The 16756-nt window shown below is 42.5% G+C and carries 20 protein-coding genes and 1 riboswitch; of the genes, 1 reads left to right on the top strand and 19 read right to left on the bottom strand.

Annotated features, from left to right (window positions below; genetic code table 11):
• Positions 1-3: 3 nt before the first annotated feature.
• The 7 genes from ciss_RS11125 to ciss_RS13400 are packed head-to-tail and all read right to left on the bottom strand — an operon-like array spanning position 4 to position 5396.
• The gene (locus tag ciss_RS11125; RefSeq protein WP_075866357.1) at positions 4-1947 is read right to left on the bottom strand and encodes a methyl-accepting chemotaxis protein; all 1944 of its coding nucleotides are present in this window, start codon (positions 1945-1947) and stop codon (positions 4-6) included.
• Positions 1948-1986: 39 nt separating this feature from the next.
• On the bottom strand, positions 1987-2802 hold the full coding sequence (locus ciss_RS11120) for a CheR family methyltransferase (protein ID WP_075866356.1): 816 nt from the start codon (positions 2800-2802) through the stop codon (positions 1987-1989).
• Positions 2802-3293 (bottom strand): HEAT repeat domain-containing protein, encoded by a 492-nt coding sequence (locus tag ciss_RS11115; RefSeq protein ID WP_075866355.1) that lies wholly within the window; start codon positions 3291-3293, stop codon positions 2802-2804. Before ciss_RS11115 ends, ciss_RS11120 begins: the two co-directional genes overlap by 1 nt.
• A 15-nt stretch (positions 3294-3308) precedes the next feature.
• Positions 3309-3671 carry a response regulator gene (locus ciss_RS11110; protein ID WP_075866354.1) on the bottom strand — a complete coding sequence of 121 codons (363 nt, stop codon included), beginning with the start codon at positions 3669-3671 and terminating at the stop codon, positions 3309-3311.
• A gap of 19 nt (positions 3672-3690) precedes the next feature.
• Positions 3691-4659, bottom strand: coding sequence for a methyl-accepting chemotaxis protein (locus ciss_RS11105; RefSeq protein WP_075866353.1), 969 nt, complete (start codon positions 4657-4659; stop codon positions 3691-3693).
• A gap of 15 nt (positions 4660-4674) precedes the next feature.
• Positions 4675-5220, bottom strand: a complete 546-nt coding sequence (locus ciss_RS11100) for an HD-GYP domain-containing protein (protein WP_075866352.1) — start codon at positions 5218-5220, stop codon at positions 4675-4677.
• Positions 5221-5228: 8 nt separating this feature from the next.
• Positions 5229-5396, bottom strand: a complete 168-nt coding sequence (locus tag ciss_RS13400) for a hypothetical protein (protein WP_166504024.1) — start codon at positions 5394-5396, stop codon at positions 5229-5231.
• A gap of 221 nt (positions 5397-5617) precedes the next feature.
• On the opposite strand from ciss_RS13400, the gene ciss_RS11095 reads away from it, so the two are divergent.
• On the top strand, positions 5618-5950 hold the full coding sequence (locus ciss_RS11095) for a helix-turn-helix domain-containing protein (RefSeq protein WP_075866351.1): 333 nt from the start codon (positions 5618-5620) through the stop codon (positions 5948-5950).
• 43 nt (positions 5951-5993) lie between these two features.
• Here ciss_RS11095 and ciss_RS11090 read toward each other — a convergent pair whose 3' ends face one another.
• From ciss_RS11090 to ciss_RS11035, 12 genes are all read right to left on the bottom strand, one after another.
• A complete protein-coding gene (locus ciss_RS11090) occupies positions 5994-7853 on the bottom strand; it encodes a methyl-accepting chemotaxis protein (protein WP_075866350.1) in 1860 nt (619 codons plus the stop codon).
• Positions 7854-7894: 41 nt separating this feature from the next.
• The gene (locus tag ciss_RS11085) at positions 7895-8563 is read right to left on the bottom strand and encodes a DUF2225 domain-containing protein (protein WP_077177574.1); all 669 of its coding nucleotides are present in this window, start codon (positions 8561-8563) and stop codon (positions 7895-7897) included.
• Positions 8564-8572: 9 nt separating this feature from the next.
• Positions 8573-10084, bottom strand: a complete 1512-nt coding sequence (locus tag ciss_RS11080; protein WP_166504023.1) for a flagellar assembly protein A — start codon at positions 10082-10084, stop codon at positions 8573-8575.
• Positions 10085-10142: 58 nt separating this feature from the next.
• A riboswitch (cyclic di-GMP riboswitch) is annotated at positions 10143-10227 on the bottom strand.
• Positions 10228-10234: 7 nt separating this feature from the next.
• Positions 10235-11314 carry a flagellar motor switch phosphatase FliY gene (fliY, locus tag ciss_RS11075; protein WP_075866347.1) on the bottom strand — a complete coding sequence of 360 codons (1080 nt, stop codon included), beginning with the start codon at positions 11312-11314 and terminating at the stop codon, positions 10235-10237.
• Positions 11307-12314, bottom strand: coding sequence for a flagellar motor switch protein FliM (fliM, locus tag ciss_RS11070; RefSeq protein ID WP_075866346.1), 1008 nt, complete (start codon positions 12312-12314; stop codon positions 11307-11309). Before fliM ends, fliY begins: the two co-directional genes overlap by 8 nt.
• A 20-nt stretch (positions 12315-12334) precedes the next feature.
• A complete protein-coding gene (locus ciss_RS11065) occupies positions 12335-12700 on the bottom strand; it encodes a response regulator (RefSeq protein ID WP_075866345.1) in 366 nt (121 codons plus the stop codon).
• Between the two features lie 31 nt (positions 12701-12731).
• Positions 12732-13337: a chemotaxis protein CheC gene (locus ciss_RS11060; RefSeq protein ID WP_077177573.1), complete on the bottom strand. Its 606-nt coding sequence runs from the start codon at positions 13335-13337 to the stop codon at positions 12732-12734.
• Positions 13338-13356: 19 nt separating this feature from the next.
• Complete coding sequence (locus tag ciss_RS11055; RefSeq protein WP_077177572.1) at positions 13357-14121, bottom strand: CheR family methyltransferase; 765 nt, start codon at positions 14119-14121, stop codon at positions 13357-13359.
• Positions 14121-14600, bottom strand: coding sequence for a chemotaxis protein CheD (locus ciss_RS11050; protein ID WP_028052106.1), 480 nt, complete (start codon positions 14598-14600; stop codon positions 14121-14123). Before ciss_RS11050 ends, ciss_RS11055 begins: the two co-directional genes overlap by 1 nt.
• 14 nt (positions 14601-14614) lie before the next feature.
• On the bottom strand, positions 14615-15349 hold the full coding sequence (locus tag ciss_RS11045; protein WP_075866343.1) for a flagellar hook-basal body protein: 735 nt from the start codon (positions 15347-15349) through the stop codon (positions 14615-14617).
• Positions 15349-16113: a sigma-70 family RNA polymerase sigma factor gene (locus tag ciss_RS11040; protein WP_077177571.1), complete on the bottom strand. Its 765-nt coding sequence runs from the start codon at positions 16111-16113 to the stop codon at positions 15349-15351. The genes ciss_RS11045 and ciss_RS11040 overlap by 1 nt, the downstream gene beginning before the upstream one ends.
• Entirely contained in the window at positions 16103-16750 is a 648-nt protein-coding gene (locus ciss_RS11035; protein WP_075866342.1) for a flagellar brake protein, read from the bottom strand. Before ciss_RS11035 ends, ciss_RS11040 begins: the two co-directional genes overlap by 11 nt.
• Positions 16751-16756: the final 6 nt, after the last annotated feature.

Here is a 16756-nt window from a genome sequence, read left to right as displayed (position 1 = left end):
ATTCTATAGTTGCTGCATTTCATCTGCCAAAGCTGAAATTTCCTCAATAGCTTTAACCAGCTCTCTAAAGCCCGCAGCCTGCTCTTGAGCTGCCGAAGAGGCTTGCGCAGTAGCAGATGCAGCTTCTTGAGCAGCAGTTGCAATTTGTTCAATAGCTTTCTTCGATTGTCCTAAGGCTGTAGCAATTTCTTCACTTCCAGTTAAAATTACTTCGTTCCCAGCTAAAAGTTCGTTCATATCAACAGTCAGTTGATTTAAGTAATCAACAGTTTTTTGTGATGACTGTGCTTCTTTTTCAATAAACTCCCCTAACCTGTTAATTTCATTAGCAACTTCTGCCACCTGTTCCTGAATATTGCGCACCAGCTCTTTTATTTGCTCGGCATTTTTCTGGCTGTCCTGAGCTAAATTGCGAATATCCGCCGCAACAACAGCGAACCCTTTTCCGTACTCTCCCGCACGGGCCGCTTCAATTGCTCCACTTACCGCCAGCATATTGGTTTGAATACCAACATTAACAATAGTATCGACAATTTTATCAATTTGGCGAGACTTTTGAGATAAACTTGCTAACATCTTTACATTTTCTCTATTAGCTTCTACAGCTTTTTTAATTCCTTCAATTAAATTTAGTACTCGTTGCTTATTAGCCTCCAATAAATCAACCATGGTTTTGGTTTCTTCTAACATCCGGCGAGCAAAACCTGCTATTTCCTGGGTATACTGTTCAAGTCTTATAACAGCACCGTTAGACTGTTCAGTAGCTGCCGATTGTTTTTTAGCTGCTTCATCGATTTGTTCGATAGCTGCCATAATTTGCTGGGAAGTCTGATTGGCCTCTTCGATAGAAGCCGAAAGCTGCTCAGCTGCAGCAGCCAGCTCCTCCGATGATTTTTTAACATCGGTAGAATGTTTCAGCTCATCGGCCATGTTGGCCAGTTGATTGGAAGCAGCGGAAATTTCGGTCATTGCTTTAACCTGCTCTTCTATAGCGGTTAAAGCTTCATAAGCACCACCCGATTGTAATTCAGCGGCAGCCGTAATTTCTTCGACGCCCTTTTGGAATTCTAAAGCCATTCTTTCCATTTCCTGGGACATCTTATCCACATTTTCTGCCGACGCTACTAATTCTTTGATATTCCTGTTTATTTCTTCTAACTTAGCACTAACTTCTTTTCCCTTTAATGCTTCATCTTTTGCAGTTTTTGCAGCGTTATTAATTGCATCAGCAACAGCCTTGACCTCACTTTGAATTTCATTAACCATGTTCCGAATATCATTAGCTGCTTTTTCTGAAATTTCTGCTAAAGTCCTTACTTCATCGGCTACTACCGCAAAACCGCGTCCATGTTCCCCAGCACGGGCTGCTTCGATCGCTGCGTTTAAGGCTAAAAGATTGGTCTGGTCGGCAATCTTCACCACAGTCTTTACAATATTGCCAATGTTTTCTGCTTCAGCTTCTAATTTAGCTACTGCATCCGCTGCCATTTCATTTCTTTGAGCAGCATCAACCACACCGCTTACTAAACCTTCTATGCTCTCTCCTGTAGTATGTATAAGTTTTTCTGCAGCAACACCTTTTTCATTTCCTTTTTTTGCATTTTCCGCGGCAATCGTTATATTTTTGACTATCTGATTTACAGCTTGAAGCGATTCTGCTGTTGCTGCTCTCGCTTCTTCAGCTCCTGCCGAAATTTGCTCCATAGAACCTCTTAATTCTTCTACAGCCGCTGTTGCTTCCGCTACACTGGAAGATAGTTCTTCCGTTGCTACTGCTAAACGTTCAGCCATTTGCTGCTGTTTGGCAAAGGTTCGTGCTTGCTTTCTTTGCGCTTCTAATTTTTTCTGCACTTCTGCCTGGGAAACCAGGGCTTCACCGGTAGAAGCCTTTACTCCTTTCTCTTTTTGAAAACTACCTTCGGGTAAGGGTGGTAAAGACTTGGACATTAAAATACCTCCTCTTTTGATAATTTTTATTAAAATACATTAAGCCTCTGGTTTTTGGTATATAATGGCGTTTTTAAATTTTTTAAGTTTAAAAACCGAAGTTATCCTGCTCATCGATTCCGAATGACCCAAAAAAATGTAGCCTCCCGGATTTAATGCCCGGTAAAAATGAAGAGCCACTTCCCGGCGTGATTTATCGTCAAAATAGATTAAAACATTCCGGCAAAAAATCGCATCATAACCGGACATCCTGTTCATTGCTTTTTCATCCAGTAAATTTAATAGTTGAAAATTTACATACCTGGCAATCTCCGCCGATAACTCATATACTTCGCCCCTGGGGAGAAAATATTTTGCTAAGTAAACATTCGGCACATCTTTTACCGACCGTTTGGTATATAACCTCTTGCGAGCGTACTCAATTACCCGCGAGTTTATATCTGTTGCATCCACTTGAAAGGTAAAGCCGGTACCCTCTAACATTTCTTTCAAAATAATGGCCAAAGTATAAGGCTCTTCCCCGGTAGAACACCCAGCCGACCAAACTTTGATATGCTTTACCGTTTTTTTCTGAATTAATTCCGGGATTACTTCTTCGGCAAAACATTTAAGCTGCGGATACTCGCGAAAAAAATACGTTTCATTAATGGTCAATGAGTTAATTAAAAGCTGAAATTCCTCACCTTTATCACCGTACTTTAGATGGAAAAAATACTCGCGAAAACTTTTAAACCCTAACTTTTTAATCCGCTCTTCAACCCGCCGCCGGACAAAATCATACTTGGCATCCTCAAATTTTATCCCGGTCTTCTGGTAAAGATACTCGGCTAAATTTTGGTACTCGACAACATTCATTAGTTCCCACCGCTTTTTAAGGATTGTATTGCTCGATTTACCGCAAATTCTATAAACGGCTGCTTAAATTTTTCCCTAAGCGACTCTAATAAGGGAATGTCCTCATCATTTCCATACTCGCCTAAATATTCAACTATCCACGCAACTACGTTAACATTGGTTTCAGAAAGTAAATGGTCACGGATAGCAGCAATTCCTCGAGGGTCTTTCATTTCTCCTAAGATATTGGCTGCAAAAATGCGAATATCTTCATCTTCACTTAAAAGAAGCTTTTTTACTTCGGGAAAAGCTTTAGCATCTAACTGCACTAAAGCTTCAATGGCTAAATTTCGTAAGCTTGGATCGTCGTGGTAAAGTAACTCAATAAAACCACTAATAATTTCGTCATCGGCTTTCTTTAAAAGCTCTATGTAAATTTTTTCCCGTTCAAAAAGATCTTCAGTCCTTATCAATTTTGTAAAAAGTTCCTGAGCTCCTCTTTCCTTCGACACCTTTGTCTTCCTCCATCACCTGGCAATTTTTTCGACCACCATTAAAAGCTGTTCCGGGGTAAACGGCTTGGTTATCCAGGCAGTTGCCCCAGCTTTTCGCGCCTGCTCTTTTTTAGCGGCCTGGGATTCGGTGGTTAAAACCAAAATTGGCGTAAACTTGTAGTTTGAAAGCGCCCTTACTTTTTGGATAAAAGTTATCCCGTCCATTTCCGGCATGTTTAAGTCGGTTATGATTAAATCAAATTTTTCTTTCCCAAGCATAGCTAAAGCTTCGCTTCCTTTGGTAAAAGTGCTAACCTGATGTCCTTTTCTTAATAACGAAAGCTTAATGCTTTGCAGCATTGTGGTCGAATCATCCAATGCTAATATTTTTTTCATCTGCTCCACCTCCTCACTGTTAAAAAAACTCAACGTTATTTAGCAGCTCCGCATCTTTCTCTTGAGAATTATTTAAAGTGGTGCGGTGAATAGTTCTTTCATCTTCCGAAGTATAAAGCATTTCAATTTTTCTTAATAACTCTCCCTCTCCCTTATTTTTTAAATACTCCTCAATCAGCTTTAAACCTTTTATAACGTTATTTAGCCTTTGGGCAATAATGTCCTGAAACTGAAAATTAGCCGCTCCCCGGGTAATTACCTCTTCCAAGTTTTCCAACGCTTGGTCAGCTTTTTGAAAAATTTCCTTGGTCTTCTGCCCCCACTCCTGGCTTATTTTCCCGCTGCGGGCAATCTTTTCGTTAGCAGCCCTTAGCTGCATTAAAAAGTAGCCTTCCAGCTCTTCTAAATTCTGAGCTAATTCTTCCACCTTTTGTTCAAAAACCCGGTTGTGCTCGGCCAAATTTTCAATAGCTTCAGAAGTCTTGCCCACAAGGTTTTGGATCTCCTGGGCTACGACGGCAAAGCTTCGTCCTGCCGCTCCCAAGCGGGCTGCTTCAATGGAAGCATTTAATGCTACCACCCGGGTTTTTCGCGTTACATTTTCCAAAAGTGCTACTAATTGCTCCTGTCCTTCTTTTCCCCACAGGCGAAATACCCCATCAATTTTTATAATTAATTGATGAAGGTAAGCTTCTACTTCCTGCAGTACTCGGGCATTTTCCTCCACCACATTAGAAATTGCGGCAATGCTGGCCCGGTTTAGTTCTAAAACTTCCTGGAGAGAAGCGGTAATTAACTCTTTACTATTTTTTATCATATTCATACTATTTTCCGCAGCTTGTCCCATTTCTAAAACTGCTGCTTCACTTAAGTTTATTACCTTTTCAATTTGTTTTTTCAAGATAGATAACGAGTCCCGTAGCTCCAAGGTTAAATCTCTCCTCACCATATCTTTATTTTCTTTTTCCTTGGCAAAATAGCGAAACATACTACTCGCTAAAAATCACCCCCATCTTACCTGGAAAGCCGTTTGAAAAACAACTTTAAGCCCCACCTCTACCACCTGCGCATCAAGTTTCCCTTTTTCTACTTCACCTCTTAAAATCTGGAAAATTTCCTGTGGAGTCAGGGCACGACGGTAGGGCCTATCTTCCAGGAGGGCCGCCAGAACATCGGCTACCTGAATGATGCGACTTTCAAGCTCCAATTCGTGGGAGGTCAAATGGAAGGGATAACCGCTCCCATCCAATCGCTCGTGGTGATACCCAGCCCAGCAGGCTATTTTTTCCATACCCTTTACTTGCGATAAAGTTTTATAAGTATAAAAAGGATGCACTTTAATAAGCTCAAATTCTTTTGCCGTTAGTTTTCCCGGTTTATTGAGAATTTTAAGGGGAACCGCCAGTTTACCCAAATCATGTAAAAGACCGGCTATTTCCAGCATCTCTAAGTGTTCACCGCCAAAACCCAAATATTTTCCGATAGTTTTGGCAATACTACCAACTTCTATAGAATGCTTACCGGTATACCGGTCTTTTGCTGAAATCACCCTGGCAATTAGAGCATGAACCTGTTCTCATCAAGATTAACTTTCTTAAAAGACAATAGCTTACCTAATTCTAAACTGACAAAGGCTGTACGCAAGCGAAATTTTTTAAGTTCGGGATCAATAATTCCTAAAATGTTATTTAAGGCAACACAAAAAGAATAAGATCCGAATTTCATAGTTCACCTACTTTACCCCACTATTCGCCAACATTTTACAGTATTCATAATACATATTGTACACTTTGTTAAATTATTGTCAACTAATTGCCCGGATTTTTTTAAAATTGTTTAAAAAATATGGCCATTATGTCCAAATATTGCCAAATCGCAAATTATTAGGTAAAATATAATCAAAATAACAAAAAATTTTAAATTGAAAAGGGTTGTTTAGCCTGTTTATGGCGATTAAAAACAAAATCAAGTTAATCCGGGAAGAAAAAAAAATTAGCCGGAAAGAGCTGGCAAAAAGAGTCGGTATATCCTACTGGGCACTTTGCAAATACGAAAACAACGAACGAACTCCGGATATTGAGCTTTTTTGGAAAATTGCCCAGGAATTAGAGGTAAGTATCGAATACGTTGCAGGGCTTGTGAAAGAAGAAAACTCTCTTTCTAACCCCTCCATGGTCATTCAAAAAATTTACCTGTTACCCGCTGAAGCAATAGAGGAAGTTAATCTTTTTGTAGATTTTTTAAATTATAAATACCAGCACAAAAGCATAAAAAAGTAAAACCCGCCAGAAAGCGGGTTTTACTTTTTTAAACTTTAAATTTTTAAACTTTAAATTTCTCCACATTGGCCACCAGTTCCTGGGCTGTAGCAGCCAGCTCTTCGGTAGCCGCACTGTTTTCCTCAATGGTTGCGGAAACTTCTTCGGTAATGGCCGAAATGTTTTGCAGGGATCGAGCAACCTTTTCGCTGCCTTCGGACTGCTGCTGGACAATGGTGCTGATCTCGCGAATCCGTTCATTTAACGCTTCAATCTTCCCGAAAATTTCCTTAAAGCTTTCCGAAGCAACCCTTCCCAGGCGGTCACCTTCATTGACAGCTTTTAACGCCACCTGCATACCAGCCGAGATTTCTTTAACCACTGCTGAGATTTCCTCGGTAGCCCGGGCAGAGCGCTCGGCAAGTTTACGGACTTCTTCGGCGACCACCGCAAAACCGCGGCCGTGTTCTCCAGCCCTGGCGGCTTCAATAGCAGCATTTAAAGCTAAAAGATTGGTTTGCTCGGCAATTTCGTTAATTATCTCAAGCATCCCGCTAATCGCCTGGGCGCTTCTTTCTAAATCAGAAACTTTGGCTTTTATTTCCTCCAAACCGCTAAAGTTTTCTTTAAGGGCTTTTTCACCCTGCGTGGCCGTGGTCACCGTTTCTTCCGCCAGTTTTAACATTTCTGTTACGTATTCTGCCGCTTTCGATGCTTTTTCGGCAAAAGCATCCATTTCCATGGCTATGGCATTAATTTCACCGGTTTGATTTTGACTGCCGGTAGCGATTTGCTGGGTGCTGGCGGAAATTTCCTGAGCCGCAGCCGCAACTGACGAAGCAACTTCCCGGATTTTTTGCACCAGAGCTGCCACTCCCGCTACGGTATCTTGTAAACTTTTTGCCAAAACCCCCAGTTCATCATTTCTTGCGGTTCCTTCAATTGCTACCGTCAGGTCTCCGTTGCGGATAAGGTTAAGTTTCTCCACCACATGTCCAATCGGGTTACTGATATAACGGGCAACCCAGAGGGAAAGAATTGTTAATAAGATTACAGTTATTAAGAAAATTACTATACCGGAAGTAAGTAAAGCTCTGGTATCGACACCGACCTCAGCCGCCTCAAAGTTTGCTGCCATTTTCCAGCCAGTACGGGGCGCGGTAACAAACGCAAGATATTTATCTACCCCGTTATAATGATATTTTATAAACCCCGAATCCCGGGAGAGCATTTTTTGCACAAAATCATATTTGGCAAACGATTTGCCTAAGAGTTTGGGATCTTTATGGGCTAAAACCGTACCCTTTTGGTCGATAGCAAAAATGTATCCCGTTTTTCCGACCTTTATCCCTTTAATCATATCATTAAAATGGTCTAAAAGAATATCCGCCGCCACAACCCCTACCGGCTTACCATTTTTCTCGACCAGGCGGGCTACGGTAACTACGGTTTTGCCGGTAAAGGCATCTTGATACGGCTCGGTCCAAACGGCTTTTCCGGGTGAAGCCAGCGCTTTTTGATACCAGGGACGTTTTCTGGGGTCATACCCTGCAGGTAATGGTTGTTTGGGGTAAAGATAAATTTCCCCGCGGACGGTACCTATGTAAATCGACATTATAGCCGGGTTATTTTTGCGAGTATTGTCCAGGGTTTTACCAAACCACTGGGCACAGCCCGGTATATCGTAAAAGTTAATGGCATTATCTTCTTGAGCTAAAGTATCGATAGTCTGCTGTATTCCCCCAAGAAAATGGTCCAAAGCTACATCACCGAGCTTAGCTGCATCCTGGGCCGTATTTTGCAGTTTATTATACAGCACTTTCTGGGCTTCATAATAATTAAATGCGGTATTAACCAGTAAAGGAATAGTTACCATCAAAAGAAGTATGGCTAAAATCTTGACCCGTAAGGAATTTAATTTCATACCATCACCTCTGTATTAATATTTTGACATTAATTAGACTATCACATCTTTTTTTCCTCCCGCAAGACCTGCCACTGCTCCTGAACCAGATTCACCAGCTTTTTGGGCAACATATTTTTATTTTGTAACAAATAACCAAACCATTTAGCCGCCTTTTCGTAATCTTTCAAGCGACGGCTAAGCTCCCCAATTAAGTAAGCTAACGTATAAGCATCTTTGGCATTCGCTTCGGTGTTAAATGCTTTTTCGTAATAATTCAGGGCATAGTGCAAATACTTTTCTTCATTTTCAATTTCACCCTGCCTACGATATATGCAGGCAAGATTATGACACAGCCGGCCAATAATACTATCTTTTTCTTTTTTAAGTAAAGCACACTTCAAAGCCTGTCCGTAAGATTTTACCGCCAGATTAAAATCCCGTTCCCCGCAGAAATTAAAAGGCAGGGGGTTTTTGGTCAGTTCGGTTTTTAGTAACTCCAGGTCCGTTTTTTTTATATTTGTAAACTCTTCGGTAAACGCATAAAAACACCGGGGGCAAACATTGACTTTATAATAAAGGGGATTTAAGCCGGAATAGCGCATGCATAAATCTGGGTCCATCCCACCAGAGCGCAAGGCAGAACTCTTTACTTTAAGAGTCTTATATTCATGGCCACAAAGGGGACACTTAATGGTTTTTGCGTAAAGGTCTTGGCTCAAAATAATCACTCCATTCCCCTATAAATCTTTTTCACCGGCAAAAAGCACCCCGTATTCCGTTTCCCTGAAGGTTTTCTGAAAACGACCGATTTTTAGTACCACCCCGGGGTTTACTTTTTTAATTTTTACGGTACTTTCCTTCCCCACAACAATTTCCATTGTAGTGCCCATCGGGGTTCCCACTTCGTCCAGGTCAACCATCTTCCCCGCCTGCAATCTTCCCCCTACAATTACCGTTCCTCCTGCAGCGATGATTGACCCAGTAGCCGTCACCGTACAGTGGTAGAGGGATTTACCGTTTAAAATAAAATCACCAAAAACGTTAAACTTGCTGTTTTGACCGGAATAAACCGTCAGTTGAAACGGGTTGGCGTTAGCATTTTGCTGCTCCTCCTGAAAATATTTTACACCCATTTCTATTAAATGCCACCACAGATTTATTTTTTGATTTAAAACAGTGGCGGGAAAAGTTTCAGAAAAACTTCTTAAAAGAGCGGTAAAAACTTTTTCCACTTCTTGGAGCCGTTCCAATCCATCCCGCCAAAAAGCCTCCAGTTCCGGTTTGTTTTCGGAAATCCCCTGAAAGGTCTTTTTAATTTTCTCCAAAAGTTTATTAAGTTCCTCCGGCTTTTTAAAAAGTTGCTGTAAGATCCGAAATAACGTTACCGGTTTTTCATTTAAATGCGGCAACAACTCTTGAATTAAAATCAGCAAAGGATGAAAGCTTTCTCGAAACTCGTTTAAAACCCGGACGATCTTTGCCGCTAACATCGGTTTTAAACCTACGGTAATTTCGGAGTTAATAACATTTTTTCTCCCAATAAACGATTCCCCGGCATAAATTTTGGCCGAATCCACATTCCCCAGAACTTCCACCGAGCCTTCGGCTTTTAGTAAAACGTTTTCCAGGACATTACCGTTAACTTTTATGCTGCCAACAAACTGGTAATTTCCGGTCTTGTAACTGAGGTCCCGGTCTAAAATTAACAAACTTTGGACCCCGAATCCGGTATGACCGATCCGTACCGGTAACCCTTTAACGGTGGCATACACTTTATCGTCCTTTATTTCAGCCCCCTTCTGGGCTTTAAGTTTCACCGGTACATAACCTTTGGCCTTTATCGGTTTTCCGAAAACATCAATCCCATCTTCCCCTGGTTTTCCTCTTTTTACTTCGGCTAAAAGCTGTCCTTCGGTCACCTGAGGAAGCGATTTAAAATAATAAACCCGGTGGCCAAGCTTATCAACGGTATATTTTTCTTCTTCCGCTGTAAAATAAGTAATTATTTCATCGGGCACCGGCGGCAATGGTTCCTTACCCCGGGCAATTAGCTTGTACTGGTTGGGATTGGCCAGAACTTCAGGTATATTTTCATCAATTATCCCGTACACAATGCCTTTTTGGCGTAAAAAATCTTTTAAATCCTGTTCCGTTACCGGAACTTTTCCCCCTTCTTCCCCTTCCCCTAAAGAATATTTGACATAAGCCTCCAGGTTATTATTGGCTAACTTTAATTCCCAGTTGACCACCGCGCCCCCCACCTTACATTTAAAATTAAAAACCTCCTGCCAGAGGAGGTTTTTATCCTTTGGCAGCTGGCTGGCATAGCCTTACGGCCTTAGCCCCTGTAGCTTTGCGTCGCCGGCTTTCGCCGGTTTTGCCCTTAACGTCCTCTCTCATTAAATTTTACTTAACCGTTCCTTGGGAGAAAGGATTTGATTTATTTTAACACCAAAATTCTCCCCCACTACCACAATTTCTCCTTTAGCCACAAGGGTACCATTTACCAAAACTTCAACATCTTCGTCCACCAACCGGTCCAGGTCAATTATTGCTCCCGGCCCAAAGCTTAAAATTTCCTTAATGGGACGGCGGGTTCGTCCTAATACTACCTCTACTTTCAGGGGAATATCCAATATTAATTCTAACTTTTCATCGGCAGGCAGGACAAGTTGTTCTTCCGTTTCTTTCTTTTGAAATTTTTTCTCAATATTCTCTTTCTTTTCTCCACCAATCACTTCTTCAGCCGTAACGACAGTTTCCGGCTCAGGGCTCCCATAGATTTTGGCCAAGAGCATCTGGGCCACTTCTTTGGCCGTTTTCGGCTCCATTACCTGCATGATATCGGTATCAACCAGATCTTCAATTTGCATATTAAAATAAATCACTACTACTTCCTGGCCGCCAAAAGGTTCGTATGTCTCGTTTACCCGGGAATTGATCATTTTGGACCTTGGTGGCGAAATGTTAATTTTTCTTTTAAAGATTTCCGATAAAGAAGTAGCACTGCTGGCAATCATCTGGTTCATTGCCTCTTGGGCGGCACTTTGTTCTAACTCCGTTATCTCCCCCGAATGGGTACCGTCCCCACCCATCATTAAGCTGGCAATTACACCCACTTCATTTTCCTTGATAATTAAAACATTTTTTCCCGAGAGGCCTTCGGTAAATTCCACTTCAATTACCATATACGGTTCTTGAAAACCGGAAAAAAACTCCTTCTCGTTTTTTACTTCTACCCGGGGGCTGGTAATGATAACCTTCCTTCCCACCAGCTGGGACAGGGAAGTAGCCGCCGAACCCATGGAAATATTTCCTGCTTCCCCTAAGGCATCTTTTTCTTCCTCAGTCAATATAACTTCAGAGTTGCTGCTCTCACGATTGGTGATTTCGGAATTGCTTCTTTCAGCCTCAGAAGGAACAGGCCCACCTCTTAAAAGTGCATCTATCTCTTCTTGACTTAAAAACTGGTTATCCATCGGCTTCATCCCTCTCTGTAATCCCAGTTATCTGGCAACAAAGCTTTTCCCCTACACGTCCTGGTTGTGCCTTAAATAGCTTCTGGTCTTCGACAAAAAGTTCCAATTCTTCGTCAACCTTCCGGTTCAAAACCACTATATCCCCCACCTCAATTTTCAAAAATTCCCGCACCCGCAGTTCGGTCCCTCCTAAAAGAGCAGATACTTCCAGCTCACTTTCCGCTAAAAAACCTTCCATGTGCCGGGCAAAACCTTCCCGGTCGGCGGCAGTGGCATGGGAAAACCAGTAGCTGGCCGAAAGCTTTGCCAGTAAAGGATCCAAAACTTCAAAAGGAAGGCAAAGATTAATTAAACCATTGTTCCCTAAAATTTCTGTAGTAAACGTAACTATCGCGACAATTTCATTGGGGGAAAGTACCTGATGTAACCTTGGGTTATTTTCTAAAGCCTCGATCTCCGGCTCGACCTTGATAATTTCCGCCCAGGCCTGGGCCAGGTTTTCCAAAAGCCGGTAGTTTAGCTTTTTAATCACCGCCAGCTCGATATCGGTAAGTTCCCGTACATCCGGGGGCATGTCGCCGCTTCCCCCGAATAACAGGCTGATTATTGGAAAAATAAAGTGCAAATTGGTCTCCATTACCATGCTGCCTTTTAAGGGGTGGAGCTTAAAGGTTGTTATCAGGGTAGGGGTTGGGACCGAAACCAAAAAATCTTCATAGGTTGCCTGGTCTACCGAAGCTACTTTTACAGAAATATTAGTCCGCAAATAGCCGGTCAAAAAGTTCGAAATTAACCGGGCATAATTATCGTGAATTAAATGAAGCGTGCGCAGGTTTTCCTTGGAAAATTTGTTGGGACGACGAAAATCGTATTTGCGGTAGCGTACTTCTTCTTTTTTCTTCTCGGTAACTTCTTCAATATTTCCCGAAGCAAGAGCTGCCAATAGCCTGTCTATTTCTTCTTGAGATAAGACCTCTTTACTATCACCAAGCTCCGGCAACTATATCCCGCCTTTCCCCATTACCTCTTCAAAGTTTTCTCAAAGGCTTGTAAAATCCTGTCCTGCTGGAAAGGCTTTACAATAAAATCGATAGCTCCCGCCTGAATCGCTTCCATTACCAGCGCTTGCTGCCCCATGGCACTGCACATAATAATTTTAGCATTGGGATCAATTTTCTTTATTTCGCGCACCGCTTGAATTCCGTCCATCTCCGGCATGGTAATATCCATCGTTACGATATCCGGTTTGAGTTCCTTATACATTTCCACCGCCTGGGCACCGTTTTCCGCTTCCCCCACAACTTCATAACCGTTTTTTACTAAAATATTTTTAATCATCATCCGCATAAAAGCTGCATCATCCACAATTAATACTCGCGCCGACAATTCATTTCCCTCCTGTATGAGTTTTGAAAATTTAGCTAAGGCCTAAGGCCGCAAAAATCTTCTGAAGTGAACCGGGCTTAGGAACAAAGAAAAAATGTCCCTTAATCTTTTCCCCCTGTTCGATTAAATTGGTGTCAATCACCAGAACCTGATCGTCAAAAGCCCCGGAAGCAATAAGCCCGGTCGAAAGGGTAGCCGCTAACATGTCATAGCTAAAAAGCGGTACCTCCGCCAACAGGGTTAACCCCGTTAAACTTCCAATAGCCTGGGCAAAAGAGCCGGCCAGGATGTTGCAGATTTCTTTTAAAGCCGATGCGGAAAATTCATCCATTTCGTAACCGGTGGTCTCGGTACCGATTACTATCTTCAACAATTTATTGGTGCTTTCCTGATTAAAAATAAAAAGAATAGTGCCGGGGGCATCCCCCTTTATACCCAAAAAAACGCAAGCCACCAATTCTTCGGGACTCCCGATACGCTGTAAAATTTCATCAAAACCAATCACCACTGCCTCGGGCACATCCATATCGATTCTGCGCGCCAGAAATTGGGCCAAAGCAGTAGCGGCGTTAGCTATACCGATATTTCCTATTTCTTTGAGAGCATCCATTTTTAAATAATCGTTCGCCTCGGCCACTTCCTACCCCCCTTTTTTCTCACCCCAGGCGCCGGTAAAAACAGGGCTCCAAACGGATTAATCGATACTTTTCGGGATTGAAGATTACTTCGCTTCCTCCTATAAATAAAATGCCCTCAGGTAAAAGACTTTCGGAAAACTTGCGGTACAGACCATCCTGGGCTTCTTTGGTAAAATAAATAATGACATTGCGGCACAAAATTAAATGGTAGCCTTTATCAAAACTATCTTTTAAAAGATTTTGTCTTTTAAAGTTAATTTTTTGCCTCAAAGCCGCTTTTACCTGGTAAACCTCCCCTTTTTGGTCAAAATATTTGGTTATCCATTCCCTGGGAACATTTTTCAGGGCCTCTGCTCCAAATTTGCCCTCCCGGGCGGCTTTTAAAATATTTTCGTCTAAATCCGACGCCTCCAAATGATAATTCTTAAATCCCAGTTCTTCCAGGAAAATGACCACCGAGTACGGTTCAGCCCCCGTCGAGCAACCGGCACTCCAAATCTTTAAATTCCCTTTTCCTTTGAATTCGGGCAGGTATTTTTCGTACAGCTTGAAGAAAATCTTGGGATCGCGAAAAAATTCGGTAACGTTAATGGTCAGCGTATCGATGAATTTTTCAAACATTTTGGGATCTTTTTCCATTGCTAAAAGAAGGTTACCGAAATCCTTCAATCCCGATTTTTCCAAAAAAAGATTTAGCCGCCTTTGTACCTGATTTTCTTTGTACTGGTTTAAATCAAGTCCGTATTTCTTATAAACTTCTGCTTTAAATTCGGCAAAGTTCATCATATCACCTTTACTATGTTGCCAATTATTTTTACCGTAACGTTGCCGGTAGCGGTATCTAAGATCATCGTCCTACCCTTATTCCCACCAACATCCTCCGCCACCAACTTTAGACCCATCTGGGCTATTACCTTCCGGCACATGGCGATGTTTCTCTCGCCAATATTCATGACCGTCTGTGCCCCGGGACCCGAAAACATCTGGGCTCCGCCTACCATTTTAACCTCTAATGAACTTTTTCTCGCCCCCTGCTTTTCTAACTCCCTGACCACCAGAGGGATGCCGGTATCGGCAAATTTTTCCGGTTTAAGCTGCCCGCTAAACTGGGTACTATCGGGAAGCATGATATGTAACAGGGCACCCAACTTTAACCGCGGTTCGTAAAAACTTACCCCAACACAGGACCCCAAACCGTAAGTAACAATTTTGACAGGACTGCTGCCAAGCTTGTAATCGGCAATTCCCACCTGAAGTTCCATTTTTCTCTCTTAACCTACCGTACTTTTCCTAAATCATTTACCGCCTTGCTTAGCAGCTCATCCTGTACTTTAAGCCCCCGGGCATTGCTTTGAAGATACCTTAAACTTTCTAACAACGCTGGATATTCGCGATTGGGGTCAACATTGCTTTGCTCTAAATAGCCCTGCAACACCAAAGCATTACCCGGACGTAAGTTGTTGGCCGCGGTTACAAAAAAATTCCCTCCGACTTTTTCCAAACCCACAGGATCCACCGGCTCAACAACCCGCAACCGGTCAATATACCGCGAGCGTTCTTTATTGTAAATCCGCCCGTCTTTTTCCACGTAAAGTTCTTCATTATCGATTTTAATCGGTCCCTTTTCGCCCAAAACTCTGCTGCCGTTAGGTAAACACAGATAACCGTCCCTATTTACCTGAAAATCACCGGCCCGGGTATATCTCAAGCCAGCAGGTGTTTCAACCACAAAAAAACCGTTTCCCACCAGGGCAAAATCTAAATTTCGCCCGGTAGGGACAAACTTCCCGGACGACAGGTCCAAATAATTTATATCGGAATTAACCCCGTACTCTAACATCCCCACCTCTTTACCCGCATAATTAAGTATCTTTTCCTCAAAACCGGAATTGACCGTTATATCGGCCCGGTAACCAACGGTATTGATGTTGGCTATGTTGTTGGCAATGGTATCCAACTGTTTAAGCCCTGCTTTCAGGCCAGTAGCGGAAATATAAATGCCCCTTAACATTAAACTCCAACCCCTTCATTTAACAATTTCCGTAATTTCCCTAAAGCCTTGGAAGCTATCTGGGAAACCCGGGAAATGGAGATGTCCAGCACTGCGGCAATTTCCTTAAGCGATAACTCTTCTACATAAAATAACTGTAAAATTAACCGTTCCCGATCACTAAGCCTCTTTAGCGCTTCACGCAATTCCTCTATCTCAACCCTTTGTAAAAATTTGTTTTCCGGCGAATATTTTTCATCATCCGCCAATCCGGCAATACGGTCAACCGTACCTTCGGGGTCGATAATCTCATCCAAGGAAAGGTGATTTTTTAAAGCAATTAAGGTCTTTATCTTTAAAACATCGCTGACGCTTACTCCCAGCTGCTCCGCTACTTTCTCTACCGGCACCTCTTCCCCCAGGGCATTTAACAGCATTTCTTCGCTAATTGTTACTTTTTTTATTTTATCCCACACCGAACGGGGTAGGAAGTTTTGCTTGCGCAGCTCATCAATGATTGCCGCCCTAATCTTAAGAGAGGCGTACGATTCAAACTTCACACCGCGGCTCTGATCAAACGTTTCCACCGCTTCAATCAACCCGATAATGCCGTAGCCCTCGATATCCTCCCGGGAAAGGTGGGCGGGAAGTTTTAAACTCATGGCCGCGGAAACCTTGCGGACCAAAGGCAGGTAATATTCCAGCAACTCGTTTCTCACTTGCAGCGATTTACTTTGCCGATATTCCCTCCACAACCCGTCCACATCCAAGCTCTCACTTCCCATCGGCCAACATCCTTCGCGACTTCTGCATTTCCTGGAACAAATACGCAAAAAGTGTATCCTGCTCCTGTCTGCTGATGTTTAAAAATTCAATTCCGTAATGATACATCTGGTTTTCTTTTTTCTCTTCCCGTTTGATCAAACCATCCAGTAAAAATTCTACAGCCTTTCCTTTCAATTCTATGTAAAATTGAATCTTTAAACGGGCATCCAAGGGCAAGGGCTCGTTAGTTGCCAGCTTGATTCCTCCGATGCTTATGTCTACCGCTTTCCCCTTTTTCCAGTTTAAATCTTCATCCTTTTTAATCTGAGCATAAAAAACATCTAAAATTTTTTTCACCCGCACAAAGCGGCGCAACTGAATCCTTTGTATCTCTTCGGGAGCCGGAAGCAGTAACTCGTAACCGAAAAAAGGCTTTTGCACCCGGCGTACGACCCGGGTAGAAAATTGATAACGGCACCCTTCATCAACGTATTCAATTAAAACTTCCTGGGCAGGATACAGGAAAAGCAAAGTACCCCGGTCAAAAGGTCCAAGAATTAGAAAGGTTTTTTCTTTAACCTCCTGAACCTGCGCCGGAAAGCTTTTTTTTACCGCCGGGTTGGGATAAAGCTCAACTTTTAAAAATTCCTGCAACATAATCAC

The sequence above is a fragment of the Carboxydothermus islandicus genome, from assembly GCF_001950325.1.
Classification (GTDB): Bacteria; Bacillota; Z-2901; order Carboxydothermales; family Carboxydothermaceae; genus Carboxydothermus; species Carboxydothermus islandicus.
Note: the sequence above shows the minus strand (reverse complement) of the source record. Positions and strands in the feature narration are given on the sequence as shown.

What these genes read in the sequence shown, in the direction of transcription:
- ciss_RS11125 (WP_075866357.1), bottom strand. Translation starts at nt 1,947, where the DNA reads ATGTCCAAGTCTTTACCACCCTTACCCGAAGGTAGTTTTCAAAAAGAG.
- ciss_RS11120 (WP_075866356.1), bottom strand. Translation starts at nt 2,802, where the DNA reads ATGAATGTTGTCGAGTACCAAAATTTAGCCGAGTATCTTTACCAGAAG.
- ciss_RS11110 (WP_075866354.1), bottom strand. Translation starts at nt 3,671, where the DNA reads ATGAAAAAAATATTAGCATTGGATGATTCGACCACAATGCTGCAAAGC.
- ciss_RS11105 (WP_075866353.1), bottom strand. Translation starts at nt 4,659, where the DNA reads ATGTTTCGCTATTTTGCCAAGGAAAAAGAAAATAAAGATATGGTGAGG.
- ciss_RS13400 (WP_166504024.1), bottom strand. Translation starts at nt 5,396, where the DNA reads ATGAAATTCGGATCTTATTCTTTTTGTGTTGCCTTAAATAACATTTTA.
- ciss_RS11095 (WP_075866351.1), top strand. Translation starts at nt 5,618, where the DNA reads ATGGCGATTAAAAACAAAATCAAGTTAATCCGGGAAGAAAAAAAAATT.
- ciss_RS11090 (WP_075866350.1), bottom strand. Translation starts at nt 7,853, where the DNA reads ATGAAATTAAATTCCTTACGGGTCAAGATTTTAGCCATACTTCTTTTG.
- fliY (WP_075866347.1), bottom strand. Translation starts at nt 11,314, where the DNA reads ATGGATAACCAGTTTTTAAGTCAAGAAGAGATAGATGCACTTTTAAGA.
- ciss_RS11055 (WP_077177572.1), bottom strand. Translation starts at nt 14,121, where the DNA reads ATGAACTTTGCCGAATTTAAAGCAGAAGTTTATAAGAAATACGGACTT.
- ciss_RS11050 (WP_028052106.1), bottom strand. Translation starts at nt 14,600, where the DNA reads ATGGAACTTCAGGTGGGAATTGCCGATTACAAGCTTGGCAGCAGTCCT.
- ciss_RS11045 (WP_075866343.1), bottom strand. Translation starts at nt 15,349, where the DNA reads ATGTTAAGGGGCATTTATATTTCCGCTACTGGCCTGAAAGCAGGGCTT.
- ciss_RS11040 (WP_077177571.1), bottom strand. Translation starts at nt 16,113, where the DNA reads ATGGGAAGTGAGAGCTTGGATGTGGACGGGTTGTGGAGGGAATATCGG.
- ciss_RS11035 (WP_075866342.1), bottom strand. Translation starts at nt 16,750, where the DNA reads ATGTTGCAGGAATTTTTAAAAGTTGAGCTTTATCCCAACCCGGCGGTA.